28 protein-coding genes are annotated in these 25,949 nt (G+C 56.7%); 13 read left to right on the top strand and 15 right to left on the bottom strand.

Annotated elements, in window-relative coordinates:
• Positions 1 to 127 precede the first annotated feature (127 nt).
• From sapF to sapA, 5 genes are read right to left on the bottom strand one after another with little or no spacing between them, the layout of a single operon-like run.
• Positions 128 to 931: a putrescine export ABC transporter ATP-binding protein SapF gene (gene sapF / locus HFD97_RS05940; RefSeq protein WP_009090008.1), complete on the bottom strand. Its 804-nt coding sequence runs from the start codon at positions 929 to 931 to the stop codon at positions 128 to 130.
• Between the two features lies 1 nt (position 932).
• A complete protein-coding gene (gene sapD / locus HFD97_RS05935) occupies positions 933 to 1,928 on the bottom strand; it encodes a putrescine export ABC transporter ATP-binding protein SapD (RefSeq protein WP_009090009.1) in 996 nt (331 codons plus the stop codon).
• Positions 1,929 to 2,819 (bottom strand): putrescine export ABC transporter permease SapC, encoded by an 891-nt coding sequence (sapC, locus tag HFD97_RS05930; protein ID WP_009090011.1) that lies wholly within the window; start codon positions 2,817 to 2,819, stop codon positions 1,929 to 1,931.
• Entirely contained in the window at positions 2,806 to 3,771 is a 966-nt protein-coding gene (gene sapB / locus HFD97_RS05925) for a putrescine export ABC transporter permease SapB (RefSeq protein WP_009090012.1), read from the bottom strand. The genes sapC and sapB overlap by 14 nt, the downstream gene beginning before the upstream one ends.
• Complete coding sequence (gene sapA / locus HFD97_RS05920; RefSeq protein WP_009090014.1) at positions 3,772 to 5,394, bottom strand: ABC transporter substrate-binding protein SapA; 1,623 nt, start codon at positions 5,392 to 5,394, stop codon at positions 3,772 to 3,774.
• A gap of 170 nt (positions 5,395 to 5,564) precedes the next feature.
• Between sapA and HFD97_RS05915 the strand changes: the two genes are divergently transcribed.
• Positions 5,565 to 5,708 (top strand): hypothetical protein, encoded by a 144-nt coding sequence (locus tag HFD97_RS05915; RefSeq protein ID WP_162484736.1) that lies wholly within the window; start codon positions 5,565 to 5,567, stop codon positions 5,706 to 5,708.
• A gap of 48 nt (positions 5,709 to 5,756) precedes the next feature.
• Here the strand turns inward: HFD97_RS05915 and pspF are convergent, their stop codons facing one another.
• Positions 5,757 to 6,758: a phage shock protein operon transcriptional activator gene (gene pspF / locus HFD97_RS05910; protein WP_046101896.1), complete on the bottom strand. Its 1,002-nt coding sequence runs from the start codon at positions 6,756 to 6,758 to the stop codon at positions 5,757 to 5,759.
• A 165-nt stretch (positions 6,759 to 6,923) separates the two neighbouring features.
• On the opposite strand from pspF, the gene pspA reads away from it, so the two are divergent.
• From pspA to HFD97_RS05880, 6 genes are read left to right on the top strand one after another with little or no spacing between them, the layout of a single operon-like run.
• On the top strand, positions 6,924 to 7,589 hold the full coding sequence (pspA, locus tag HFD97_RS05905; RefSeq protein WP_167430785.1) for a phage shock protein PspA: 666 nt from the start codon (positions 6,924 to 6,926) through the stop codon (positions 7,587 to 7,589).
• A gap of 35 nt (positions 7,590 to 7,624) precedes the next feature.
• Positions 7,625 to 7,852: an envelope stress response membrane protein PspB gene (gene pspB / locus HFD97_RS05900; RefSeq protein ID WP_009090021.1), complete on the top strand. Its 228-nt coding sequence runs from the start codon at positions 7,625 to 7,627 to the stop codon at positions 7,850 to 7,852.
• Positions 7,849 to 8,199 carry an envelope stress response membrane protein PspC gene (pspC, locus tag HFD97_RS05895; protein WP_009090023.1) on the top strand — a complete coding sequence of 117 codons (351 nt, stop codon included), beginning with the start codon at positions 7,849 to 7,851 and terminating at the stop codon, positions 8,197 to 8,199. The genes pspB and pspC overlap by 4 nt, the downstream gene beginning before the upstream one ends.
• A 53-nt stretch (positions 8,200 to 8,252) precedes the next feature.
• Positions 8,253 to 8,501 (top strand): phage shock protein PspD, encoded by a 249-nt coding sequence (pspD, locus tag HFD97_RS05890; protein ID WP_167430786.1) that lies wholly within the window; start codon positions 8,253 to 8,255, stop codon positions 8,499 to 8,501.
• Positions 8,482 to 9,879: a YcjX family protein gene (locus tag HFD97_RS05885; RefSeq protein ID WP_167430787.1), complete on the top strand. Its 1,398-nt coding sequence runs from the start codon at positions 8,482 to 8,484 to the stop codon at positions 9,877 to 9,879. Before pspD ends, HFD97_RS05885 begins: the two co-directional genes overlap by 20 nt.
• Complete coding sequence (locus HFD97_RS05880; protein WP_167430788.1) at positions 9,876 to 10,937, top strand: YcjF family protein; 1,062 nt, start codon at positions 9,876 to 9,878, stop codon at positions 10,935 to 10,937. Before HFD97_RS05885 ends, HFD97_RS05880 begins: the two co-directional genes overlap by 4 nt.
• Before the next feature lie 45 nt (positions 10,938 to 10,982).
• On the opposite strand, the gene HFD97_RS05875 is transcribed toward HFD97_RS05880, so the two are convergent.
• From HFD97_RS05875 to HFD97_RS05865, 3 genes are read right to left on the bottom strand one after another with little or no spacing between them, the layout of a single operon-like run.
• Positions 10,983 to 12,401, bottom strand: coding sequence for a hypothetical protein (locus HFD97_RS05875; RefSeq protein ID WP_167430789.1), 1,419 nt, complete (start codon positions 12,399 to 12,401; stop codon positions 10,983 to 10,985).
• A gap of 49 nt (positions 12,402 to 12,450) precedes the next feature.
• Positions 12,451 to 13,401, bottom strand: coding sequence for a glycosyltransferase family 2 protein (locus tag HFD97_RS05870; RefSeq protein WP_167430790.1), 951 nt, complete (start codon positions 13,399 to 13,401; stop codon positions 12,451 to 12,453).
• Positions 13,398 to 13,757, bottom strand: a complete 360-nt coding sequence (locus HFD97_RS05865) for a GtrA family protein (protein ID WP_111207623.1) — start codon at positions 13,755 to 13,757, stop codon at positions 13,398 to 13,400. Before HFD97_RS05865 ends, HFD97_RS05870 begins: the two co-directional genes overlap by 4 nt.
• A 229-nt stretch (positions 13,758 to 13,986) precedes the next feature.
• On the opposite strand from HFD97_RS05865, the gene tyrR reads away from it, so the two are divergent.
• Positions 13,987 to 15,552: a transcriptional regulator TyrR gene (gene tyrR / locus HFD97_RS05860; RefSeq protein ID WP_058957869.1), complete on the top strand. Its 1,566-nt coding sequence runs from the start codon at positions 13,987 to 13,989 to the stop codon at positions 15,550 to 15,552.
• A 50-nt stretch (positions 15,553 to 15,602) separates the two neighbouring features.
• Here the strand turns inward: tyrR and tpx are convergent, their stop codons facing one another.
• Positions 15,603 to 16,106, bottom strand: coding sequence for a thiol peroxidase (tpx, locus tag HFD97_RS05855; RefSeq protein WP_046101893.1), 504 nt, complete (start codon positions 16,104 to 16,106; stop codon positions 15,603 to 15,605).
• Between the two features lie 146 nt (positions 16,107 to 16,252).
• Here tpx and ycjG point away from each other — a divergent pair, with 146 nt between their 5' ends.
• Positions 16,253 to 17,236 carry an L-Ala-D/L-Glu epimerase gene (ycjG, locus tag HFD97_RS05850; protein ID WP_167430791.1) on the top strand — a complete coding sequence of 328 codons (984 nt, stop codon included), beginning with the start codon at positions 16,253 to 16,255 and terminating at the stop codon, positions 17,234 to 17,236.
• On the opposite strand, the gene mpaA is transcribed toward ycjG, so the two are convergent.
• The gene (gene mpaA, locus HFD97_RS05845; RefSeq protein ID WP_167430792.1) at positions 17,211 to 17,918 is read right to left on the bottom strand and encodes a murein tripeptide amidase MpaA; all 708 of its coding nucleotides are present in this window, start codon (positions 17,916 to 17,918) and stop codon (positions 17,211 to 17,213) included. The genes ycjG and mpaA overlap by 26 nt on opposite strands.
• 152 nt (positions 17,919 to 18,070) lie before the next feature.
• On the opposite strand from mpaA, the gene HFD97_RS05840 reads away from it, so the two are divergent.
• The 3 genes from HFD97_RS05840 to HFD97_RS22465 all read left to right on the top strand — a co-directional run bounded on the left by HFD97_RS05840 (position 18,071) and on the right by HFD97_RS22465 (position 21,235).
• Positions 18,071 to 19,690, top strand: coding sequence for an ABC transporter substrate-binding protein (locus tag HFD97_RS05840; RefSeq protein ID WP_167430793.1), 1,620 nt, complete (start codon positions 18,071 to 18,073; stop codon positions 19,688 to 19,690).
• Between the two features lie 118 nt (positions 19,691 to 19,808).
• Positions 19,809 to 20,792, top strand: a complete 984-nt coding sequence (gene zntB, locus HFD97_RS05835; RefSeq protein ID WP_009090042.1) for a zinc transporter ZntB — start codon at positions 19,809 to 19,811, stop codon at positions 20,790 to 20,792.
• A gap of 116 nt (positions 20,793 to 20,908) precedes the next feature.
• Positions 20,909 to 21,235 carry a hypothetical protein gene (locus HFD97_RS22465; RefSeq protein WP_140925444.1) on the top strand — a complete coding sequence of 109 codons (327 nt, stop codon included), beginning with the start codon at positions 20,909 to 20,911 and terminating at the stop codon, positions 21,233 to 21,235.
• 46 nt (positions 21,236 to 21,281) lie between these two features.
• On the opposite strand, the gene ttcA is transcribed toward HFD97_RS22465, so the two are convergent.
• From ttcA to HFD97_RS05815, 3 genes are all read right to left on the bottom strand, one after another.
• Positions 21,282 to 22,217, bottom strand: coding sequence for a tRNA 2-thiocytidine(32) synthetase TtcA (gene ttcA, locus HFD97_RS05825; RefSeq protein ID WP_167430794.1), 936 nt, complete (start codon positions 22,215 to 22,217; stop codon positions 21,282 to 21,284).
• Between the two features lie 1,095 nt (positions 22,218 to 23,312).
• On the bottom strand, positions 23,313 to 23,573 hold the full coding sequence (locus HFD97_RS05820) for a hypothetical protein (RefSeq protein WP_009090049.1): 261 nt from the start codon (positions 23,571 to 23,573) through the stop codon (positions 23,313 to 23,315).
• Between the two features lie 229 nt (positions 23,574 to 23,802).
• Positions 23,803 to 24,459 carry an MgtC/SapB family protein gene (locus HFD97_RS05815; RefSeq protein WP_167430795.1) on the bottom strand — a complete coding sequence of 219 codons (657 nt, stop codon included), beginning with the start codon at positions 24,457 to 24,459 and terminating at the stop codon, positions 23,803 to 23,805.
• A gap of 184 nt (positions 24,460 to 24,643) precedes the next feature.
• Here HFD97_RS05815 and HFD97_RS05810 point away from each other — a divergent pair, with 184 nt between their 5' ends.
• Positions 24,644 to 24,919, top strand: coding sequence for a DUF333 domain-containing protein (locus HFD97_RS05810; RefSeq protein WP_009090053.1), 276 nt, complete (start codon positions 24,644 to 24,646; stop codon positions 24,917 to 24,919).
• Positions 24,920 to 24,950: 31 nt separating this feature from the next.
• On the opposite strand, the gene HFD97_RS05805 is transcribed toward HFD97_RS05810, so the two are convergent.
• A complete protein-coding gene (locus tag HFD97_RS05805; RefSeq protein ID WP_167428159.1) occupies positions 24,951 to 25,943 on the bottom strand; it encodes a 2-hydroxyacid dehydrogenase in 993 nt (330 codons plus the stop codon).
• Positions 25,944 to 25,949: the final 6 nt, after the last annotated feature.

Genomic DNA, 25,949 nt, shown 5'->3' with positions numbered 1-25,949 from the left:
ATGGTCATTGTTGTTGGCGGCCGCATGATTAAAAAGTAAGCGACCGACGTTAATCGACGTGCGGATTCTAGCACGTCTCTCATAAATCAGGTAAACCGGCCCGCAATTTCCGCGACGGGCAGCAAAATCAGCGTTCGCGTCGCCAGGCTTCGGCACTCAGCGCTTCGCCGAAGTGGCTGCTGATCAGGCGTCGGGTCAGATCGTGCAGCGGCGAGGCCAGCACATCCGCGGTGCCGCCGCGCTCGACCACTTCGCCCTGATGCATCACCAGCACCTTGTCGCTGATGTGTTTCATCATGCCCAGATGCTGCGTTACATAAATGTAGGAGATACCGTGTTTTTCCTGCAGCTCCAGCATCAGATTCACCAGCTGGGAGCGCATGGTCATATCCAGCGAGGCCAGCGCTTCATCGGCCACGATTACTTTGGGCTGCAGGATCAGCGCACGGGCCAGACCCAGACGCTGCTTCTGACCGGGTGCCAGCATATGGGGATAATAACCGGCGTGATCGCGCAGTAATCCCACCTGCCGCAGGGTTGCGATGATGCGCTTCTCGCGCGCTTCCGCATTGAGATCGGTGTTGAGCCGCAGCGGAAAATCAAGAATCTGACTGATGCGCTGGCGCGGATTCAGGGAGGTGGAGGGGTCCTGAAAAATCATGCGGATGCGCTGACTGCGGTAGCCATAATCGCCGAAGGTCAGCGGATGATCGTCAATCAGAATCTCACCCTCCGTCGGCGCGACCATGCCGCTGAGCATCTTAGCCAGGGTGGATTTGCCTGACCCGTTCTCGCCGATGATGGCCAGCGTCTGCCTTTCACGCAGGGTAAAGCTCACCGATTTCACCGCCTCGACATGCTGACGGCGGAACAAACCGGTGCGATAGCGAAACGTTTTACTCAGGTTGCGCACTTCCAGCAGGGTTTCCATGTTACTGGCCCTCCATATTGAGCGGGAAATGGCAGGCATAAAGATGCGTTTTGCTGCCGGTCAGCCTTGGCGTTTCAATACATTTGCGCTGGGCGTAAGGACAACGCGGCCCCAGCCGGCAACCTATCGGCAGGCTCTCCAGCGAAGGGATCGCCCCGGAGAGGGTGTTGAGACGACTCTTGTGCGGCAGCGCACGCCCGAAATCGGGCATCGCCCGGATCAGCGCCTGGGTATAGGGGTGATGCGGTGTGCTCATCAGATCGTCGCTCTGCGCGGTTTCTACCGTCTGGCCGCAGTACATCACGTTAATCCGATCCGCCCACTGGCTCATGGTGCGCAGGTCATGACTGATCAGCAGAATGGTGGTGTTGTTATTCTGATTCAGGCGGCTCAGCAGGCGGAAAATCTGCGCCTGCGTGGTCGGCTCCATGGCGTTGGTCGGTTCATCCGCGATCAGCAGACGCGGCTGATTCGCCAGCGCAATGGCGATCATCACTTTCTGGCACTCGCCTTCGGTCAGCTCATAGGGGAAGCTGCGCATGATATCTTTGTGGTCTTTAATACCGACGCGATGCAGCAGCTCGATGGCCCGGGTTTTGCGCCAGAACCAGAAACGTTTCAGCCACGGCCCTTTATACGTCCAGCGCGGGATCACCTGCATCAGCTGACGACCGATACTTTCAGAGGGATCGAGACAGGATTGCGGCTCCTGAAAAATCATCGAGACGTTATGCCCGATAATACGGCGGCGCTCGCGCGGCGTCAGGCGCAGCAGATCCACATCATCAAACACCATACGGTCTGCGGTCACGCGCCAGTTGTCATTGGTTACGCCGCAGATGGCCTTTGCCACCAGACTTTTGCCAGAGCCGGACTCTCCGACCAGACCGCGGATTTCCCCTTCGCCCAGCGTCAGGTTTACGCGGTCCACCGCTTTGACCGGTCCGTCAGCGGTCATAAATTCGATGGTGAGATTACGGATATCGAGTAACGGCATCTATTCCACTCCCGCTTCGACGGCGCGACGGATGCCGTCACCGAGCAGGTTAACAATCAATACGCTGACCATCAGCGCCACGCCCGGCAGCATCACGGTCCAGGGGGCCACGTAGATCAGCTCCAGCGAGTCGCCCAGCATCGCCCCCCACTCGGGTGAGGGCAGCTGCGCGCCCAGGTCGAGAAAGCCGAGTGCGGCGATGTCCAGAATCGCCATCGACAGCGCACGGGTGATCTCCGTGATCAGCAGCGGCAGAATGTTCGGCATAATGGCGTAGCGCAGGATGTTGCGGCCGCTGGCCCCGTCCAGACGCGCGGCGACCACATACTCTTTTTCCAGTTCATCATGCACCGCACTGTATATCTCGCGCACCAGGCGAGGCATCAGCGCCAGCCAGACCGCCAGCAGCGCATGCTCCAGTCGCGGTCCGAGAAAAGCCACGACAATGATCGCCAGCAGCAGCGAAGGAATAGAGAGCAGCGTATCCAGTACATGGTTCATTACCGCCGAGCGGATGCCGTGGGTCATGCCGGCCAGCACGCCCAGTATCAGCGCGCCCAGCGTGGCGAACAGCGTGACCAGCATCGCTGACCCTACCGTCGGGCCTGCACCGCTCAGCAGGCGGCTCAGCACATCCCGCCCAAGATCGTCGGTGCCGAGGAAAAAGGAGACGTCGCCATAGCGTGACCACGACGGCGGCAGCAGCTGATACCCCAGGAACTGCTGATCGATGCCGTAAGGCGCGATCAGCCCGCCGAACAGGCAGAGCAGCAGCAGGGCGCCAAAGCCATACAGCCCGACCATCGAAATCGGATTGCCGTAGAAATGGTGCCAGCTCTGACGAAACGCGCTGGGCAGGCGTTTCTCGGCATAGATATTATCTAAGGGCATACCATTCCTTATGTTTCAGCGGATTCATTGCCGCGCCAATCACATCAGAGATGACGTTGACCAGGATCACCAGCCCGCCAATCACCATCACCCCGGCGGAGATAGCCGCATAATCCTGCTGACGAATCGCATTGATCAGCCAGCGGCCCAGTCCGGGCCAGTTGAACACCATCTCGGTAATCATCGCCAGCGTCAGCATGGTGGAAAACTGCAGCCCCAGACGCGGGATGACCGGCGGCAGGGCGTTATGCAGCACGTGCCGGCGGATCACCGTAAAGCGCGACAGCCCCCGGGTAGCGGCTGCTTTAATATAATTTTTATCCATCACGTCGCTGGTGCTGTTGCGCAGCAGACGGATCACCTCTGTGGTGGGGGCCATCGCCAGCACCAGCACCGGCAGAATCAGGTGAGTCAGTGCGCTGATGATCATCTCGTGACGCCAGGGTGAAGGACTCAGCCAGGCATCGATCAGCGCAAAGCCCGTGATATTCTGCACCGGGTAGAGCAGATCGTGGCGACCCGACACCGGCAGCCAGCCGAGCGTCAGCGAGAAGAAAAGCGTGAACAGCAGCGCCAGCCAGAAAATCGGCGCGGAGAAGCCGAACAGCGCCAGCGCACTGATGGTTTTATCCTGCCATTTATTGCGCATCACCCCGGCGCAGATCCCCAGCGGGATCCCCACCAGCAGCGCGAACAGAAACGCCAGGATGCAGAGCTCCATCGTCGCCGGGAACACCTCGCGCAGCTGCAGGCCAATCTCCTGACCGTTAGTGCTGGAGACGCCAAAGTCGAACTGCAGCATTCCTTTAAACCAGAACCACCAGGCGTCCGAAAGCGCAGCGCCTTCCAGCGGGGCGTTGGGGGTAAAGTAGCTCAGGCTGAAGCTGACCAGCGACAGCAGAAACAGGGTAATGACCAGCAGCAGCAGACGCCGCAGAAGATAGATAATCACTTACTTTTCCTTATCGCTTTCACGATAAACCCCGGCAAACGAGGCGTTGCCAAACGGACTCAGCACCAGCCCTTTAATATCATGGCGGAATGCCTGCAGACGCAGCGAGGAGGCCAGCGGCAGCACCGGCAGCTCCTGCGCCAGAATCTGCTGCGCTTTGTCATAGCTGTCGATGCGGCCAGAGAGCTGCTGCGACAGCAGGGCATTCTGCAGCGTTTCATCAAAGGCGGGTGAGCACCAGTGCGCGTAATTGGTCTGGGAGCGAATTGCCGCGCAGCTGAGCAGCGGACGGAAGAAGCTGTCCGGGTCATTACTGTCAGTGGCCCAGCCAGAGAGGGTCAGATCGTGATTCATCGCCATCAGCTGCGCCTCCTGGAAGCGCCCCTCCACCGGCACAATCGTCAGCCGGACACCCACCTGGGCCAGATCCGCCTGCAACAGTTCAGCCGTTTTCAGCGGGCTGGGATTCCAGGATTGCGACGCTGCGGGCACCACCAGCCGCAGATGCAGATCGCTGATGCCCAGTGCGGCCAGCGCTTCGCGCGACTTCGCCGGGTCATAGCCAGTGATGCGCGCATCATTGTCATACGCCCATGAGGCGCGCGGCAATATCGACGCGGCCGTTTCAGCCGTTCCGTAATAGATGGACTCCATCAGGCGTTCGTTGTTGATCGCCAGCGCCAGCGCATGCCGCACCTCAGGCCGGTCCAGCGGCGGCTTGCGGGTATTGAAGGCCAGATAGGCGATGTTCATGCCAGGGCGCAGCGTCATCCGCAGGCGCGGGTCATCGCGCAGGATACTGAGCTGACTGGCGGCCGGGTAGGCCAGCACGTCACACTCACCGGTTAACAGTTTAGAGAGTCGCCCGGTGCCGCCGGAACCGAGATCGATGACCGCCTGTTGCAGACGCGGCACGCCTTTCCAGTAATGCGGATTGCGCGCCAGACGGATGTACTGGCCGGTGCGATATTCGCTGAGCTGATAAGGGCCGGTGCCCACCGGCTGCCGATCCAGCTCCTCCTGATGCCCCTGCGCCGTGAGCTGGTCAGCATACTCTTTCGAGAGGATCGGCGCATAGTGCGTGGCCATATGCCACAGGAACGACGCGTCCGGGCTGTTGAGCCGGAACTCGACCGTCCGGTTATCGATCTTCTTTACGCTCTGGACAGAATCGGCGAACTGCAGGCTGTCAAAGTAGGGGTAGTTGCCGCCATTCACGTTATGCCACGGGTGATGGCGATCAAACATGCGGGCGAAGCTGAAGACCACATCGTCAGCATTGAGGGTGCGGGTGGGGCGGAACTGATTCGTCTGCTGGAAGGCGACGCCACTCCGCAGGTGAAAGCGGTAGGTCGCGCCGTTATCGCGCACTTCCCAGCTGGAGGCCAGATCGGGTTTCAGCCGGTAGGTATACGGGTCGACATCCAGCAGCCGGTCATAAAGCTGAGCCGCCAGGGTATCCACCGTCAGCCCGCTGCTGGCCATCTGCGGATTAAAGGTGTTCAGCGTGCCGCTGACGCAGTAGACAAAGCCGGACTGGCGGATATCACCCGCCGGTGCTGACCATGCAGGGGCACTCAACACGCTGAGGCTGAGCAACAGCGAACTTAGTAGTTTTGACATAGAACTCAACGATTTTGAGGCATTGAACAGAGTGTATCGCAAAGCGGGCGTTGTCCCAAAACCTGCGACCGCTGTCAGCCTGATTTTCATCCTCTGCGGGGCAAAAGGGCGCACAGAAGGTGGGGTAATGAGAAATATTCTCAATTACACCTTTACAGATGATAATAAGAATGATTATTATTCATATGCACTTCGACGGTGGCTCTGCCGAAGAGGAGCACGACATTGCTCACATTGCTTCCAGTATTGTTGCCCGCCTGATGGCAGGCTTTTTTTTGCCCGACGCAGCCCGGGTGGGAAAGAAAGCAGGTTAGTGAATCCGCCTTTACCCCGGTGTAACAATCAGCCGTGCAGCAGGCGGATCAGTTCTCGGCTTTGATATCGTGCTTTTTCATCATTGCGCGCAGCTGGTGGTAGGTGACGCCGAGCAGACCGGCAGCACGGCGCTGGTTGTAGCGTGCCTGTTGCAGACTCGCCTCCACCAGATCCCGCTCCTGCTGGTTTTGCCACTGTCGCAGATCCAGCGGCAGTCCGGGCAGCGCAGCGCTATCCGCAGCCGGGTTTAACGGCATTCTGGCGACCGGTTGCTGGCGCGAAGCAAAAGGATTGATAATGATGTTATCCAGCGGCTGCTCGCTGCTGTTATGCCGGTAGACTGAGCGCTCCACCACATTTTTCAGTTCACGCACGTTGCCGGGCCAGTGGTAATCGAGCAGCGTCTGCTGCGCACGGGCCGTAAAGCCGGGGAAGAGTAACAGCCCCAGCTCCCGGCACATCTGGATGGCGAAATGTCCGGCCATCACCAGAATATCGCTGCGGCGTTCGCGCAGTGGCGGCAACTGCACCACATCGAAAGCCAGACGATCCAACAGATCGGCGCGGAATTTGCCCGCTGCCGCCAGCGCAGGGAGATCTTCGTTGGTGGCGCAGACCAGACGTACATTGACCTGCAGGGAGTGGTTGCCGCCGACCCGCTCCAGCTGACCATACTCAATCACCCGCAGCAGTTTCTCCTGCACCAGCATGGGTGCGGTTGCCAGCTCATCCAGAAACAGTGTGCCGCCATCGGCCCGTTCAAAACGCCCAAGATGACGCTTCTGCGCGCCGGTAAACGCGCCCGCCTCATGGCCGAACAGCTCCGAATCCAGCAGATTCTCGTTGAGGGCGGCGCAGTTCAGCGAGATAAACGGCCCCTGCCAGCGATCGGAAAGATAGTGTAACCGGCTGGCGATCAGCTCTTTACCGGTGCCGCGCTCGCCAATCACCAGAACGGGTTTCTCCAGCGGGGCGAGTTTAGAAACCTGCTCCAGAACCTCCAGAAAATTGTTCGACTCACCGAGAAGATTATCATTAGTTCCGGTCATGATGAATTTCGCTACCCGTTAATCATTTTGACTATCTTAAAGCAGCCGGGAGAGGGTGTAAAATTTAAAAGATGATTAAAATCAATTATATATAAAATTGGCACGCATCTTGTATTAATCAGGCAGGGCAACACTGTTTAAGACTTTTAAAAGAGGAACATCATTATGGGTATTTTTTCTCGTTTCGCCGACATCGTGAATGCCAATATCAATTCTCTGCTGGAGCGTGCTGAAGATCCACAGAAACTGGTGCGGCTGATGATTCAGGAAATGGAAGACACCTTAGTCGAAGTGCGTTCTACCTCTGCGCGGGCGCTGGCAGAGAAGAAACAGCTGTCCCGTCGCATTGAGCAGGCGGAGATTCAGCAGGCGGAGTGGCAGGAAAAAGCCGAGCTGGCGCTGCGCAAAGATAAAGACGACCTGGCCCGCGCTGCGCTGATTGAAAAACAGAAACTGACTGATCTTATCGCCTCGCTGAAGCAGGAAGTCACTCATGTTGAAGAGACACTGGAACGCATGAAGGGTGAAATTGGCGAGCTGGAGAAAAAGCTGAGCGAAACGCGCGCCCGTCAGCAGGCCTTAACGCTGCGTCATCAGGCGGCGTCGTCGTCACGTGATGTGCGTCGTCAGCTGGACAGCGGTAAAATCGATGAAGCGATGGCGCGTTTTGAATCCTTTGAACGCCGTATTGATCACATGGAAGCGGAAGCCGAAAGTCACGGCTTTGGTAAATCCAAAACCCTGGACCAGCAGTTTACCGATCTGAAAGCGGACGATGAGATCAGCCAGCAGCTTAATGCGCTGAAAGCCAAAATGAACCGCAGTGAGTAACCTTCGACGTTGCAAAAAGTGATTAAGGAGAGTCAATGAGCGCACTTTTTCTCGCCATACCGCTGACGATTTTCGTGCTGTTCGTGGCACCCATCTGGTTATGGCTGCATTACAGCAACAAACGCAACGGCGGTTCGGAACTGTCGCAAAGCGAACTTCAGCGCCTGCAGCGTGTGACCCAGGATGCGCAACGGATGCGCGAACGGATTGACGCGCTGGAAGCGATTCTGGACGCAGAGCATCCTAACTGGAGGCAGCCATGATGAAAGGCCGTAAGTTATGGCGTAAGCCAGACGAAGGAAAGCTGATGGGGGTCTGTGCAGGGCTGGCCGAGTATCTCGACATCCCGGTTCGCCTGCTGCGGATCATCGTGGTGTTATCCCTGTTCTTTGGTCTGTTTGTTTTTACGATTATCGCCTACTTTGTGCTGGGGTTTGTGCTGGATGAGAAGCCCGCCTCGGCCGCAGAAGGGGAACGCCCGCCCAGCGCCAGCGAACTGCTGGACCAGCTGGAAAGCGCACTGCAGCGTGATGAACGCAGCGTGCGCGACGTGGAACGCTACGTAACGTCTGAAACGTTCAGCGTACGCAGTCGCTTCCGCCAGATCTGAAACCGCCTGTACCGGGCCGCTTCAGGCCCGTTCGTTCACGCAATGGAGGTGTTATGTCTTTTTCGCGATCCACAATCTTCCGTCACCGCGCGGCACCTGCATTGAAGTCGGCGGCCAGATTCATCATTATCAATGCTGTTACCTATGGTCCGGCCGGTGTGACGGGCTGGGCGGTGAAATCGGTAGCGCGACGCCCGTTACGTCTGCTGCTGGCCGTGGCGCTGGAGCCACTGCTGAAGCGGGTGATGAATCGGGTTGCGTCGCGCTTCATCAGGGAGAAAGATGAAAAGACTGCAAACTGAACTACTGGCGTTAATGAACCGCGGCGTCGATCGCCATCTTCGTCTGGCGGTCACCGGATTAAGCCGCAGCGGTAAAACCGCCTTTATCACTTCTCTGGTTAACCAGCTGTTAACCGTTCACAGCGGCGCTCGTTTGCCGCTGTTTTCCGTTGTGCGGGATGAGCGTCTGTTAGGTGTCAAGAGGGTGCCGCAGCGCGATATGGGCACCGCACGCTTTACCTACGACGAAGGGCTGGCACAGCTCTACGGCACGCCACCCGCCTGGCCTGTGCCCACCCGTGGCGTCAGCGAAATGCGTCTGGCGCTGCGTTACCGTCCCAGCGATTCCCTGCTGCGCCACCTGAAAGAGACCGCGACCCTCTATCTGGAAATTGTTGATTATCCCGGTGAGTGGCTGCTGGATCTGCCGATGCTGGCGCAGGACTACCTCGCCTGGTCCCGGCAGATGAACGGACTGTTGCAGGGCGACCGCGCGGGGTGGGCCGCGCCGTGGCGCGCCCTCTGCGAGAACCTGGACCCGCTGGCTCCCGCCGATGAAACCCGGCTGGCAGAAATCGCCGCCGCCTGGACCGACTATCTGCACCGCTGTAAAGCCGAAGGCTTACACTTTATCCAGCCTGGCCGCTTTGTCCTGCCCGGTGATATGGCGGGCGCGCCTGCGCTGCAGTTCTTCCCCTGGCCGACCACCGATGAGGCCCGGCTGACGAAGCTGGCGCAGGCGGACAAGGGCAGTAACTTTGGCATGTTGCAGCAGCGGTTTAACTACTACTGTCAGCATGTCGTGAAAGGCTTCTATAAGAACCATTTTCTGCGTTTCGACCGCCAGATTGTTCTGGTTGACTGCCTGCAACCGCTGAACAGCGGGCCGCAGGCGTTTAACGACATGCGTCTGGCCCTGACGCAGCTGATGCAGAGTTTTCATTATGGCCAGCGCACGCTGTTTCGCCGGCTCTTCTCGCCGGTAATTGATAAATTGCTGTTTGCTGCCACCAAAGCCGATCACATCACCAGCGATCAGCATGGCAATATGGTCTCGCTGTTGCAGCAGCTGGTGCAGGATGCCTGGCAGAACGCGGCGTTTGAAGGGATCACGATGGAATGCATCGGACTGGCTTCGGTTCAGGCGACGCAGAGCGGGCTGGTCGATCACCGTGGCGAAAAGCTCCCGGCACTGCGCGGCAACCGGCTGGATAATGGCGAGCCGCTGACCGTCTATCCTGGCGACGTTCCGCCACGTCTGCCCGGCAATGCCTTCTGGCAGCAGCAGGGTTTTCAGTTTGAACAATTCCGCCCGCAGCAGCTCGACGTCGATCGTCCGCTGCCTCATATCCGCATGGATGCCGCGCTGGAATTTTTGTTGGGAGATAAATTGCGATGAGTGATCCGCTGAAGCCGCGTATCGATTTTGCCCGTCCGCTGGAGGAGAGCCGCGCCGCGCCACTGCGCCCGGCACACGCCTTTGATGCAGAGGCCGATGCCGCCTTTCTGGCGGTACAGGATGAAGATGTCGCCGTTGAAGAGGAGGGCGCAGGCGAACGGGCAGTGGAGGCCGCGCTGAAACCGAAGCGCAGCCTGTGGCGTAAACTGGTGACTGCTGGCGCACTGCTGTTTGGCGTCAGCGTCATTGCCCAGGGCGTGCAGTGGACCCATGACGCCTGGCTGACCCGCGACTGGTTCTCACTGGGCAGCGGTGTGGCCGGTGGCCTGATCGTCCTGGCGGGGGTGGGTGCCCTGACCACGGAGTGGCGTCGTCTCTATCAGCTGCGTCAGCGCGCTGAAGAGCGCGATGTCGGCCGTGAACTGCTGCACAGTCATGGCATCGGCAAAGGCCGGGCCTTTTGTGAAAAGCTGGCGCAGCAGGCGGAACTTGACCAGGCGCATCCGGCTTTGCAGCGCTGGCACGCGTCCCTGCATGAAACCCAGAACGACAGTGAGATTGTCCGTCTCTATGCGCAGCTGGTGCAGCCGGTGCTGGATCGCCAGGCGCGGCGTGAAATCAGTCGCCATGCAGCCGAGTCCACCCTGATGATTGCGGTCAGCCCGCTGGCGCTGGTCGATATGGCGTTTATCGCCTGGCGCAATCTGCGGCTGGTCAACCGCATCGCCGCCATCTACGGCATCGAGCTGGGCTATTTCAGCCGTATCCGCCTGTTCCGTCTGGTGCTGCTTAACATGGCTTTTGCCGGGGCGTCAGAGCTGGTGCGGGAAGTGGGGATGGACTGGATGTCGCAGGATATCGCCGCCCGACTTTCAACGCGGGCCGCACAGGGCATTGGTGCCGGTTTACTGACCGCACGTCTGGGTGTAAAAGCGATGGAGCTTTGCCGTCCGCTGCCCTGGCTGGAGCAGGATAAGCCCCGGCTGGGCGATTTCCGGCGTGAGCTGCTGGGACAGATGAAAGAGGCGCTGCAGAAGGGCAACAACAAATCCTCCTGAAGCGCGTCTGTAAGCATGAAGGCGGCCAGGCCGCCTTCATGCCGATTACGGTGTCTGACGCAGAACCTGACGGGAATCGATAATCAGACAGTCACCCGGGCAATGCCCTTCATCTGTGATAACCGGATTCTCGGGTAACGTATAGGCCATGCCATTTTTCTCGCGGATAAAATGGGCCATCCCGGCAAAGGTCCATGACATGCTCAGGCCCAGTCCGCCAAAATCATCATATTTCCGCAGCGTAGCGACTTTCGGTAAATACTCCCCGGTCAGGCGATAGTAGAGCGCCCCGTTGAACGCTTTCGGCACCTGCTGCGTGATCGCCCGTTCGAGCAGGGCAAACTCCTTGCGGGCAGGTACGGAATAACCGTTGATAAGATGACTGATCGACAGTGAGGCCGCCGCGATCACCAGCAGGGCATAAAATGTCTTTTTCCACTTCAGCTTTTTACTGAGTTCAAACAGACCCAGAATAAAGGCGCTGGTAGTCATCAGCGCACCGGCAATAAGCGTCCGGTAGGCCGCCATACTCTCGCTGACAATCAGGTTAGGCAGGGCGGCGATAACCAGTAAGATAAACATCAGATAAAATTTGTCGTTACCGGCTGCCTTAATTTTCTTCAGCCCAAAACCGATAATGATCGACGAGATGATGACTGAAACCGTCTTTGCGCCGAGGTCAAAATTGCAGATCACGTTCTTAAGGTATTCCGTGAAAAACCAGCTGAGCTTAGCCGGGACGTCATAGCTGAAGGCGGAGCGCGGCAGCGTGTGGCCATAAAGCTGGACCGGGAGGACCTTTGATGCGAGCAGCGCCGCAAACATACCGGCACCCAGTACGATCAGAGAGATTGCAGCCCGCTTCCTGTCAATTTTTCGTGCAGAAAGGCAGAGATCCAAGGCGGCAAAAAAGGTAAAGCTCATTGCGGCTGGCTGATAGAGACAAAAGGCAACGGTCAGCAGGCACACCGCTGACACGCGGCCTGTCACGCCGGGTTTAGTCGAGAAGTGGTAGCTGGCACCTGCCAGTAAAATGGCCGCGATGTAAGGAAAGCAGGATGCCCAGGCAATATAAACCTGAAAGGAGGGAAGCAGGCAGAGTAATAACGCAAAGGTTATCCGCTGAGCCTGGCTTTCCATCAGCTGATATTTCTGGCAAAGGGTATAGAGATAGTAGCCGGTAAAGATAAGCAGAATAATGGCGACACCGCGCAGGAGTGCCAGGCGTTCTATGCTCGCGACCAGGAATGAGGCGCTGTACTGAATAATGCCATAGACCGGTCTGCCCGACAGGGTGTCCCAGTTTAAAATACTGAGCCTGTCAAAATTGGCCCAGTAGAGATTGGTCCAGTCATCGGTATAGGCGTATTGGGTCAGCCAGGCGGGACTGTAGGCCACCAGAAAAACTAATGCAAAAAGTAAAAAAACCTGACGGCGGGTCAGGCCGTTATCGGTGGCGATCATCTGTCATCCTTTTATTCTGACCATTATCTCTGCCCGTTTACCGGACAATTTAATCGGTGTTTTCGGGTGGGCTTGATTTATTTTCCACGGGTTTTCGCAAAATATAGCGAGGCCGGTTTTTGGTTTCCATATAGATGCGGCCAATATATTCACCCAGTACACCAATGCCAATCAGCTGAACTCCGCCAAGAAACAGTACGGAAACCAGGATAGAGGGATAGCCAGGCACCGGATTACCGAACAGGAGTTTATCTGCAATCATCCAGAGCCCATAAAGAAAGGCCAGTGAGGCAACCAGAAAACCCAGATAAGACCAGATACGTAGCGGTACGGTTGAGAAAGAGGTCAGTCCCTCCAGCGCCAGATTCCACAATTTCCAGCCTCCGAATTTACTGTGCCCCGCGACCCGCTCAGTCCGGACATATTCAACAATGTCAGTCTGTCCGCCGACCCAACTCAGAATGCCTTTCATAAACAGATTTTTTTCGGGCAGCCGTTTAATGTTCTCAACCACTTCCCGCGACATCAGCCGGAAATCACCCACGTTCTCTTCAATCTGCGGATAGCTGATTTTGTTATGCAGCTTGTAAAACCAGCGGGCTGTTTTGCGCTTCAGATGGCCATCAGCACTTCTGTCAATCCGTTTGGCTAAAACGATATCGGCACCCGCCTGCCATTTACGGACCATTTCGGGAATTATCGAAATCGGATCCTGTAAATCGACATCTATTGGAATTATGGCCTCGCCGGTTGCCGCTTCCAGTCCGGCAAACAGCGCCGGCTCTTTGCCAAAATTACGAATAAACGACAGGCTGCGCACCAGCGGATCACGCTGGCTCAGTTGAGTAATCAGCGCACGCGTTGCGTCCGTGCTGCCATCATCGATAAAAACAATCTCAACCTGCCAGGCCGCAAGCGCCTCATCTTTTCTCACGGCCTGATAAAAATGGGGAATAGCCTCTTCTTCATTGAATACCGGTACCACCAAAGAGATGTTCATGACTCTCCTTTAAAGACGATAAAGCGGGAAAAAAGGAAGCCACACGCCAGACTCAGGGCGGATGAGGCGATCAGCGTTATCAGAGGGTAGAGGCCGAGCCGGTCAGCGAGATAACCCACGCTAAAGGCCATTGCCCCCATAAACAGGACGTAGAGAAGATAGCGCCAGGCTGTTGCCTGCTGATTAAAGGTCCAGCGTGCATTCACAAAGAAAGAGAAGGTGACGGCCAGACAAAACGCCAACAGATTAGCGGTTGACTGGAAAAGGCCCAGACTAAGGCAGATAAAGAAGGTGACCCAGTGAAGCAGGGTATTGATGACACCTACCGTCAGATATTTTGCGAAGAAAGTCAGCATTTTATAGTGGTTTTTATTCGGTTTTGAAAAATATACAGCAAGTCGGATGGGATAAAAACTCCGGCACTGACAAATCCTGACACTCTGAGACAGAATCATGATCTCAGCGGCGCAGTACAAAACGCCATCATCCACACCAGAAGTGTCAACTTTTCCTGACAGAGTTCTTTCTGCCAGTGCGCGACTTAGCGTATCATTGAACCATCTGAACCTGATTAAGGCGAACGCAATGCGTCTGGAAGTGTTCTGTCAGGACCGTATCGGTCTGACGCGTGAACTGCTCGACCTGCTGGTGGCACGCAATATTGATTTACGCGGTATCGAAATTACGGCGATTGGGCGCATCTATCTCAACTTTGCTGCGCTGGAATTTGATGCCTTCAGCAATCTGATGGCTGAAATCCGGCGTACGCCCGGCGTGACAGATGTGCGCACTGTCACGTACATGCCTTCTGAGCGGGAACACCGTGCGCTGAGTGCGCTGCTGGTGGCGATGCCCGATCCGGTGTTCTCTGTCGATCTGAAAAGTAAGGTTGAGTTAGCTAATCCGGCGGCACAGAACCTCTTCAATCTCGATGAAGAGAAGATGCGCAATTTCAGCGCCGGTCATCTGATCACCGGCTTTAACTTTATGCGCTGGCTGGAGAGCGATCGGGTGGAAGCGCAGGCGCAGCATGTCGTTATTGAGGGCCGGGATTTTCTGATGGAAGCGCGTCCCATCTATCTGCCGGGTGAAGAGGGCCAGAGCGACCGGCCGGTCGGCGCGATGGTGATGCTGAAGTCGACCGCCCGCATGGGCCGTCAGCTGCAGAATCTGGTGGTCACCGACGATTCGGAGTTTGATCACATTATTGCCGTGACACCGAAAATGCGGCAGGTGGTGGATCAGGCCCGCAAGCTGGCGATGCTGGATGCGCCGTTGCTGATTGTGGGCGACACCGGCACCGGGAAAGACATGCTCGCGCGCGCCTGCCATCTGCGCAGCGCCCGCGGGAAGAATCCTTTCCTGGCGCTGAACTGCGCCTCACTGCCTGACGACGTTGCGGAAAGCGAGCTGTTTGGACATGCTGCCGGCGCCTATCCTAATGCGCTTGAAGGCAAGAAGGGCTTTTTCGAACAGGCGAACGGCGGCTCGGTGCTGCTGGATGAAATCGGTGAGATGTCGCCGAGAATGCAGACCAAACTGTTGCGTTTTCTCAATGACGGCACCTTCCGCCGCGTCGGTGAAGAGCATGAAGTGCATGTGAATGTGCGGGTGATCTGCGCCACGCAGAAGAACCTGATTGAGCTGGTACAGCGCGGAGAGTTCCGCGAAGATCTCTTCTACCGTCTCAACGTCCTGACGCTGCAGTTGCCGCCTCTGCGCGACCGTCCGCAGGATATTCTGCCGCTGACCGAGATGTTTGTTGCCCGCTTTGCGGATGAGCAGGGGATGGCGCGTCCACGCCTCTCTCCGCAGCTCAACGCGTTTCTGACCCGCTATGCCTGGCCGGGCAACGTACGTCAGTTAAAGAATGCGCTTTACCGGGCGTTAACCCAGCTGGAGGGTTACGAACTGCGTCCTCAGGACATCGTACTGCCTGAGCAGGCGCTGGATGTGTCGCTGGGTGATGAGGCACTGGAAGGAACGCTGGATCAAATCACCAGCCGTTTCGAGCGCTCAATCCTGACGCGGCTTTACCTCTCCTATCCCAGCACCCGAAAACTGGCAAAACGGCTTGGCGTGTCGCACACGGCGATTGCCAATAAGCTGCGGGAATATGGTCTGGGGCAGAAGCGCAGCGACAGCGAATAGGCTATGCGCGAAAGGGAAAAAGCGGATAACCCGGTTATCCGCTTTTTTTATTACTTCAGCGCGGCCAGCGCTGCGTCATAATCAGGTTCGTTGGTGATTTCATCCACCAGCTGGCTGTAAAGCACTTTATCATTCTCATCCAGCACCACCACCGCACGCGCGGTCAGACCTTCCAGCGCACCATCGGCAATTTCCACGCCATAATCATACTTAAACTCTGAGCCGCGCAGCGTCGACAGGGTCACCACGTTGCTCAGGTTCTCTGCGCCACAGAAGCGCGACTGGGCAAACGGCAGGTCAGCAGAGATACATAACACCACGGTGTTATTCAGTTCGCTGGCTGCCTGATTGAATTTACGCACTGATGACGCACACACGCCGGTATCCACACTCGGGAAAATGTTCAGAATTTTGCGTTTTCCTGCATACTCAGAGAGCGCAACGTTAACCAGGTTCTTCGCCACCAGGGTGAACGCTTTGGCTTTATCGCCCGCCTGAGGGAACTGACCTGCAACCGGGACGGCATTACCCTGAAAATGAACAGTCTGAGACATAGTGATTCCTTTTGATGATAAAAAAGTGCTGATACAAAAAGGCTAAACTTAGCCGTTGTTTATGACATAAATGTTAAGGGTTTACGAGTTCAATTGTCGAAATCTCTGTGGCGGTCTGCCACTGCGTCATTCATTCTGGAGTGGAAATGAGAACGGTAAAAAGTTATCCCGAAGCCTGGCCGTTGCATACCCCGTTTGTCATTGCCCGTGGAACCCGAACCGAAGTGAAGGTGGTGGTGGTTGAGATTGAAGAGGCGGGCGTCAAGGGGGTGGGTGAGGCGACGCCTTATGCCCGCTACGGCGAAACCGAGGCCTCTGTGCTGGCGCAGATCGCCTCTCTGCTGCCCGCGCTGCAGCAGGGCATGACGCGAGAGGCACTGCAGCAGGCGCTGCCCGCCGGTGCTGCACGTAACGCTATCGACAGCGCGCTATGGGATCTCGCCGTTCATCAGCAGAAAAGCAGCCTGTGGCAGCTGAATGGCGTGATCGCGCCCCCGGAGGTGGTGACCGCCCAGACGGTGAGCATCGACACACCGGCAGCGATGGCCAGCAGCGCGCTGGCGCTATGGCAGCATGGTGCCAAGCTACTGAAAATTAAGCTGGATGATAATTTCATTACCGAGCGGTTGATGGCGATCCGCGCAGCGGTGCCGGAAGCCACCCTGATTGTCGATGCGAACGAATCCTGGCATGCAGAAGGGCTGGCGGCGCGCTGCCAGCTGCTGGCCGATATCGACGTGGCGATGCTGGAGCAGCCGCTGCCCGCCGGCGAAGATGCGGCGCTGGAAAACTTTATTCATCCCCTGCCGATCTGTGCCGATGAGAGCTGTCACACGCGTGACAGCCTGCCGGCGCTGCGCGGCCGTTATGAGATGGTCAATATCAAGCTGGATAAGGCTGGCGGGCTGACCGAAGCGCTGGCGCTGGCCGAAGCGGCGCAGCAGCAGGGCTTTGCGGTCATGCTTGGCTGCATGCTCTGCACTTCGCGGGCGATACGCGCCGCACTGCCTCTGGTGCCGCAGACCCGTTTTGCCGATCTTGATGGCCCGACCTGGCTGGCGGTGGATGCCGAACCACCGATTAACGTGCGGAACGGTCAGTTGCTCATTGCTGCCAGCGCAGCAGGTTAACCATCACCTCAAGGTAGACTTCCGTCGCTTCATCCACGGAGATTACCGGCAGTTCCGCGGTCACGCAGGGCAGGCTGAGATCTTTGCACCAGCTGCCGAAGGAGCCGGGAGTGTCATATCCGACGCTGGTGACGCGGGGGAGGCCGGTGTGGTCGGCCAGCCAGCCGCCTATCTCTGACTGATGGGGGTCATCAATGCACCCCAGCGGCTCATGCCAGGAGACGATCCAGCGAGGTTTGATCTGATGAATCAGGGCGCAGAGCGCCTGGGTTTCCGGTTCTGAGGCGGGATGATTGCCGGTTGAGAGCGCCACATCGCGCGCATCGGCGGCGCTGTTCCAGCGATAAACGGTATCGCCCGACTGCCAGTTTGCGGCCGGAAAGTTACGGTTGAGATCCACGCCACTGGCATTCGCGCGCAACCCCAGCTGACAGCCGTCTGGATTAACCGCTAACACCACATGATGCCGCCGCATGCCATCGGGCAGCGTCCGCAATGCGGCGGAGAGCGTGGCGATAGCCGCATTCTCATCCCCATGGGTGCCTGCCAGGATCAGCCCGCTCTCCGAATTGCCCAGCGGAGCCGGAAACCAGAGCAGCGGTGCGCCCAGGAGTGAGCGACCATACTGCTGATACGGAACGTCCAGCTTGCCCCGCAGCGGGCGCGGATGAAGTGGCGACATAATAAATTCCTCGAAGGGTTTTATTAAAAGTAGCGGAAAAGCAGAAGGCGGAAAATAGTTATTTATCCATCAGCGATTTGCGTTAAAGTGCCCTGCACAAGCTGCATCGCGTTCGGCGTCGAGCAGCGCTTCTTTGGGGTAAAGGAGTGATTATGGTTAAAACCTTTAGCATGACGCTGGCCGCCATCAGTCTGAGCAGCCTCTTCACACCCGCCCTCGCGGCGAATCCACCCGCTGGCGCGCAGCTGGCTGAGCAGCAGCAGATCGTGCGCCATATCAAGGATGAACCCGCTTCGCTCGATCCGCTTAAAGCGGTCGGCCTGCCAGAGATTCAGGTCATTCGCGATCTCTTTGAAGGCCTCACCAATCAGGATGCGCACGGCAAAATCGTACCGGGCGTGGCCCAGAGCTGGAGCAGCAGCGACAACAAAACCTGGATCTTTACGCTGCGCAACAACGCACGCTGGTCGAATGGCGAGCCGGTCACCGCGCAGGATTTTGTTTACAGCTGGCAGCGGCTTGTCGACCCTGAAAACAGTTCACCTTCGGCCTCGTTCGCCGCCTTAAGCGGTATTGAGAACGCGGCGGCGATCGCCAAAGGTCAGATGACCCCGGATAAGCTGGGCGTGGTGGCGCAGGATAACAGCCGCCTGAAGGTCACGCTGGATCGTCCGGTGCCGTGGTTCCCGGCGCTGGTGGCTAACGTGGCGCTCTTTCCGGTGCCGCAGAAGACCCTGGCGCAGCAGGGCGACAGCTGGACCGCGCCCGGTAAACTGGTCGGCAACGGGGCCTATCAGCTCAGCGAGCGCGTGGTAAACGAGAAAATTGTCCTGACGCGCAATCCGCACTACTGGGATGATGCCCATTCGGTTTTGACCCGGGTGACGTTTGTTCCGATCAACGAAGAGTCGAGTGCCACCAAGCGTTATCGCGCCAACGACATCGATATCACCGAATCTTTTCCTAAAGAGATGTATGGTCTGCTGAAGAAAAGTCTGCCGGGTGAGGTCTACACGCCTGACCAGCTGGGCACCTATTACTATGCGTTTAATACGCAGAAGGGCCCGACCGCTGATGCGCGGGTGCGCAAAGCGCTCTCCTGGTCGATTGATCGCCGGATTATTGCGGAAAAAGTGCTGGGAACCGGTGAAAAACCGGCATGGCACTTTACCCCGGATGTCACCGCTGGCTTCAGGCCGCTGCCTTCTTTCCTGCAGCAACATGACCAGAACAATCTCAACGCGCAGGCAAAAGCACTGCTCACCGCAGCGGGCTATGGGCCGGGTAAACCGCTCAGGCTTAAGCTGCTTTATAACACCTCGGAGAGCCATCAGAAGATTGCTATCGCGGTGGCGTCTATGTGGAAAAAGAACCTTGGCGTGGATGTCTCGCTGGAAAATCAGGAGTGGAAAACCTACATCGACAGCCGTAACAGCGGCAACTTCGATGTGATCCGGGCATCCTGGGTCGGCGATTACAATGAGCCATCCACCTTCCTGAATCTGCTGACCTCCGGCAACAGCAGCAACATTCCCCGCTTCAGCAACGCGGATTACGATGCCGTGCTGGCCAAAGCGAGTCGCGAGACCAGTGACGAGGCGCGCAGCAGCGATTACAACCGCGCGGAACAGATTCTGGCGGATCAGGCCCCCATCGCCCCGATCTATCAGTACACCAATGGCCGCCTGATTAAACCCTGGGTCAAAGGGTATCCCATCACTAACCCCGAAGATGTCGCCTACAGCCGCGAGCTCTGGATCGAGAAACATTAAGCCTCCGGTGGCTGTTCATCCGGCCACCGGCTGACATCTTTCTACACAGCCCGGAGATTGCAACTCATCGCCGCCACGCTAGACTGTATCGTATTGATTTTGATAGTGAGGGGACGGTGTGGACGTAATTGAAGGAAAAGCATTGCAGGTTTCAGACGCCATCATTTCCTGCCAGCTTGATGGCAAGGGCGGCATGATCCCGATCGCGGAAGATGAGGTGATTCAGTGCGAGCAGCCCTGCTGGCTGCATCTGAACTACACCCATCGTAAAAGCGCAGAGTGGCTGCAGTCGACGCCTCAAATTCCTGATGCCGTCCGTGATGCCCTGGCGGGTGACAGTATGCGTCCGCGCGTCAGCCGTCTGGGTGATGGCTTCATGATTGTGCTGCGCAGCGTTAACCATAACAGCGATGCGCGCCGTGACCAGCTGGTCGTGATGCGGGTCTTTATCAACGACAAGCTGATTGTTTCGACCCGCCGGCGCAAAGTCTCTGCCGTAGATGAAGTACTGACCGACCTGCAGAATGGCAACGGCCCGATCGATTGCGGCAGTTGGCTGGTGGATGTCTGTGATGCCCTGACCGATCACACCAGCGAATTTATCGAAGAGTTGCATGACAAAATCATTGAGCTGGAGGATGCGCTGCTGGATCAGCGGATGCCCGCGCGGGGTGAGCTGGGTCTGCTGCGCAAACAGCTGATTGTGATGCGACGCTATATGGCCCCGCAGCGCGATGTCTATGCCCGGCTGGCGAGCGAAAAACTGGCCTGGATGGATGACAACGAACGGCGTCGGATGCAGGAGATTGCCGACAGGCTGGGACGCGGGCTGGATGACCTGGATGCTGGCGTGGCGCGAACCGCCATTCTGGCCGATGAGGTTGCCTCTGCCATGGCCGAATCGATGAACCGGCGCACCTATACCATGTCAGTCATGGCGATGATCTTCCTGCCAGCCACCTTCCTGACCGGTCTGTTCGGCGTCAACCTCGGCGGCATTCCGGGCGGAGAATGGCGATACGGCTTTTCCATTTTCTGCCTGCTGCTGGTGGTTCTGGCTGTCGGCGTCGCCGGTTATCTGCGTAAACGGCACTGGCTGTAGCGCGACGGGGAGGGGCCATCTCAGCCCAGGCGCTGAAATTCGATGAAAGGCGGCAAAAGCTGATCGATATCAAGAACCCGATGTCGCCGTTGACGCAAACTCTCTCCCGCAGGTGAATGCAACGTCAAGCGATGGGCGTTGCGCTCCATATTGTCTTACTTCCTGATTTAGAATTAATGCATAGCACATTTAATTCGAAACATGCCGGCCAGTGCGCCGGCTTTTTTTTGCCTGGCTGGCTGGAACGCCGTTCCTTACCTAAGCTTAAAGTCCATTCGCAAGAAAAGGAGTACGGCATGAGCGCGATTTATAACAGCGAGCCGATCCCCACGGATCCGACCCCGATTCCTGACCCGATCCCCCATCCGCAACCTCAGCCCGATCCGCCGACGGATCCGGAGTTTCCGCCGATAATGGATCCACCGCCACACCGCAACATATAAAAAAAGGGCGTGCTGCCAGCAGCACGCCCTTCTGTTTTTCCGGCACTTACTTAATCTGAAGCACATCCAGACGTGCGCCTGTGACAGGGGCATCTTCATCATCGAGCCGCCAGCCTGCCGGCTGCAATGGCAGCGTTTCGCGGTCAAAAGCGATATCGCCCCCGTCCACCACCGCATCGCCATGTTTGATGCCTTTGAAGTCGAACAGATTGACATCGGCGAGGTGCGACGGCACGACATTCTGCATCGCACTGAACATTGTTTCGATACGGCCCGGGTAGCGCTTATCCCAGTCACGCAGCATATCGGCTACCACCTGACGCTGCAGGTTTGGCTGAGAACCGCAGAGGTTGCAGGGGATAATCGGGAACTGACGCGCTTCCGAGAAGCGGATGATATCTTTTTCACGGCAGTAGGCCAGCGGGCGGATCACAATCTGCTTGCCATCGTCGCTCATCAGCTTCGGTGGCATGCCTTTCATTTTTCCGCCATAGAACATGTTGAGGAACAGCGTCTGCAGAATGTCATCGCGGTGGTGGCCCAGCGCAATTTTCGTGCAGCCCAGCTCCGTGGCAACGCGGTACAGAATGCCACGGCGCAGGCGTGAGCAGAGAGAGCAGGTGGTTTTCCCTTCCGGAATCTTCTCTTTGACGATGGAGTAGGTATCTTCTTCGATAATCCGGTACTCCACCCCCTGAGACTCCAGATAGGCCGGGAGGATATGCTCAGGGAAGCCAGGCTGCTTCTGGTCCAGGTTAACGGCAATCAGGCTGAAACTGACCGGGGCGCTTTTTTGCAGACTGCGCAGAATTTCCAGCATGGTGTAGCTGTCTTTTCCGCCCGACAGGCAGACCATGATGCGGTCACCTTCTTCGATCATGTTGAAATCTGCAATGGCTTCGCCGACATGACGGCGCAGGCGTTTCTGCAGTTTATTGAGGTTGTACTGTTCTTTCTTGTCAACCATTTGATTATCTTGCATTTTTACCTATCTCTAAAACCAGAAAGCGTAGCCTGAGGGCAAATCAACGTGCGCATTCAGCCAGCCACTTCTCTGCGGTGTCACGAATATGCAGCGTATGGTACGGATTGTTGCCGCGAATGCCAGTGCCGGAGTGAAGTAATCCGCGGATTAAGACGCCAGAGTTCACCTTCCGCACGTTGCGTAAAGGCAAACGGGGGGAGAAAGGGATGTTGCAGCATTGCGCAATGGCGCATGAGGAGAAAAGTCAGCGTTACCTCCTCAACTGGCGGGGACCTCTTTCCACTGACAGTCGATTTCATCACTGTGCGAGGAGCAGGAGGGGGATGAAGTCTGGTCAGTCGCGGTTCGCGCGCTATCGTTCTTTGTCGCGCAGCCTGCGATCATAAAAATGAAGGGGAGGATTAACAGATATTTCATTGACGCCACCGGTTCAGCAAATTAACCAGCATGAGCAGGTAAAGATCAATCAGACATAAACAGGCACTATTATATCGGGAGTGAAATTTGACCCATATCAAATTTAAATATTTTGCTTTTTAAATCGGGCGTTCTGCGTGAGTCAGGCTGGGACAGATTAAACGGAGTGATCTGAAAGTCGCACGCGGTTTAATCTGTGTTGAGCGGAAAAGATTATAATCAGCTTCATCGACAGGCTGGTTTAATGGCCTGAATCGAACGCTCTGTTAATTTAAGCCTGCAATTTTTTATCTGGAAAAAGAGATAGTAAACAATCAGTTGTTTGTTTCTTGAGAACGTGTCCACCCGGATGAAAAAGCATAACGTCGTCGGGCTGGGTTTTATCCAACGTAAAATCAACAGACAGACATCCGGGGCGTCGTTTCGCACATTTCGGCAATACAGCGGAACAAAGGAACCGTTTAATATCCCGCTGTGCAATCAGGTTAAAAAAAGGAGTGGTGATTAACCGCGATGAGAAAGCCGGATAACGATCACAAAATAAAAAAGTCTGGTGTGAAATTTATCATGACGCTGCTGCTTTTTTTAATCTGTTATGTCGCCGTAATGTATGGTGGCGTTCTGCTGCTGCTGAACCGGCATGGCTTACTCCATTTTCTGCTGCACTGAATTTAATTAGCCGCAGGCTTTAAAGATCCAGCGATAGGCATGGTGTAAAAAATGCCTGAGTACGCCAAGAATGTTTTCAGCGCCTTCCTCAGCCAGACATTGTCCGGTTTCAAGCGCATTATTCACCGAGTTGCGATGGTCCAGAATCATGATAATGGCCACCGCAGCCGCGATCAGGATAACCGTCAGCAGGCTTAGCCCGCGCCAGTTGCTTTTACGTGCGGTCGCGGACAGGGCATTGTCTGCAGGGTCAGAGTCAGGGCGCATTGGTCTCCGGCTGTCATCATTTCGCTGATAAATAATACCGGATTATGTCATTAATTTCTGACCGGCTCCATGTGTCAGGTCAGGGGATGGTCATTCTGAAGGGTGACAGTGGATCAGGCTGTTAACAACGTCGGCAGCAGGCAAGGGGAGCGCCATCGTCTGCGCCGACATTTTCAGGGTATGAAACCCACCGGGCTGGCGCACCGGCCCGGTGAGACAGGGCAGATGCTCACATCATCTCCAGCGACTGCACCCCTTTAATCTCCATCACCTTATCGTAAAGATGCGCGTCATTTGACCTGCGCGACAGCGTAACCTGCACGCTGAGTTCACACAGTCCGCTTTCCTGATCGCGATTAATCACCGTCACGTTGCCGTAGCGGATGCCTTCCCGCTGCATCACCAGCAGCACCAGCGGCACACTCTTCGGCTTCAGGAAAACCAGCAGGGTATGGTGTTTACCGATTAAAACGTGGCTCAGACGGCGGAACACTTCCAGCACGACCAGCGCCAGCACGGTCCCATAGATGCCGATCTCATACATGCCGCTGCCGATGACCAGGCTAATCGCTGCGGTTACCCACAAACCCGCTGCCGTGGTTAAGCCTTTCACCACCTGCTTCTGGATCATGATGGTACCCGCGCCCAGGAAGCCCATGCCGCTGACCACCTGCGCCGCAATCCGGCTGGGGTCCAGCGCGACATGGTCACTGTTCAGCATATCGGCAAAGCCATATTTCGACACCAGCATGAACATCGCACTGCCGATCCCGACCAGGATGTGGGTGCGAAGTCCGGCTTCTTTGGCCCGCATCTGCCGCTCCAGGCCGATGAGGCCGCCAAGAATACCGGCCAGCGCAATGCGAATTAACATATCCATTAACATGGCTTTACTCCGAAATAAGGGGGGCCGGAAAAGGGTGACAGTTCAGTGTTACCAGGTAAACAAGATAATTCTGCTTGCAAAACACGCCGCAGAAATTTGTAAAAAGCTGTTTCACCTCTCGACCCCTTGTGCTGCCTGACATATGCTGAGCCAGCCTATTATCCCAATTCCCGGAGTCCGACTGATGAAAGCAGCCACCTTTTTGCTGGCCGGTGCCGCGTTATTCCTCTCTGCCTGCAGCAGCCACAGTGATGATAACGAGCCACCGCAACAAGCCACCGCCGCCCATGTTCAGCCCCGCGTGGTGATGTCTTCTCTGGCAGAAAGCACCTGTGAAAATGCAGGCGGAACCCTGGCTTTTTCGCATCAGCTGGATGGATCCCGGGTGGGGATGTGTCAGTTAGTGAACGGGCGTCGTTGTGATGAGCAGGCGCTGATCGGCGGGCACTGCGCGCGCTGATAGACAGGCCGGATTGCTCCGGCCCGCACCCTCAGACGGAGAGTCGGTTAGGGCAGTGTTCACCGCGATCGAGCTGACTGAGATTGCTTAACGTGGTTTCAGAAATGGCGGTCAGGGCTTCGGCGGTTAAAAATGCCTGATGGCCGGTGAAGAGCACGTTATGGCACGCCGACAGACGGCGGAAGACATCGTCCTGAATCACATCATTCGACTTATCTTCAAAGAACAGGTCGCGTTCGTTCTCATAAACATCCATGCCGAGCGCGCCAATCTTCTGCTGCTTCAGCGCATCAATCGCCGCCTGTGAATCGATCAGACCACCGCGGCTGGTATTGATAATCATGACGCCGTCACGCATCTGGCTGAACGCTTCGGCGTTGAGCAGATGGTGATTTTCCGGCGTCAGCGGGCAGTGCAGCGTAATGACGTGCGACTCCGCAAACAGCGTCTTCAGATCGACATACTCCGCGCCAAGTTCCAGCGCCTGCTCGCTCGGCCAGGGATCAAACGCCAGCAGCCGCATGCCAAAGCCTTTCAGGATGCGCATGGTCGCAATGCCGATTTTACCGGTGCCTATCACGCCCGCCGTTTTGTTATGCATGTTAAAGCCGGTCAGGCCGTCGAGTGAAAAGTTCGCGTCACGGGTGCGCTGATAGGCGCGATGAATACGACGGTTCAGCGTCATCATCAGGCCGATAGCATGCTCCGCGACCGCTTCCGGCGAATAGGCGGGCACACGCACCACCTCCAGGCCCAGCTCTTTTGCAGCGTCCAGATCGACATTATTAAAACCGGCACAGCGCAGCGCGATATACTTCACACCCAGCGCGGCCAGCTCTTCCAGCACCGGTCGGCTGCCATCATCATTGACAAAGATGCAGACCGCATCGCAATCCACTGCCGTTTTTGCGGTGCTTTCAGTGAGTAAAAAGTCGAAGAACACCAGTTCAAAGCCGAACTGCTGATTGACCTGCTCAAGGTATTTCTGATCGTAATGCTTGGTGCTGTAAACCGCGATCTTCATCGTTGT

The sequence above is a fragment of the Pantoea sp. EKM103V genome (genome assembly GCF_011800365.1).
GTDB lineage: Bacteria > Pseudomonadota > Gammaproteobacteria > Enterobacterales > Enterobacteriaceae > Pantoea > Pantoea anthophila.
The sequence above is the reverse complement of the archived record's forward strand: the minus strand, read 5'-3'. Positions and strand labels throughout refer to the sequence as shown.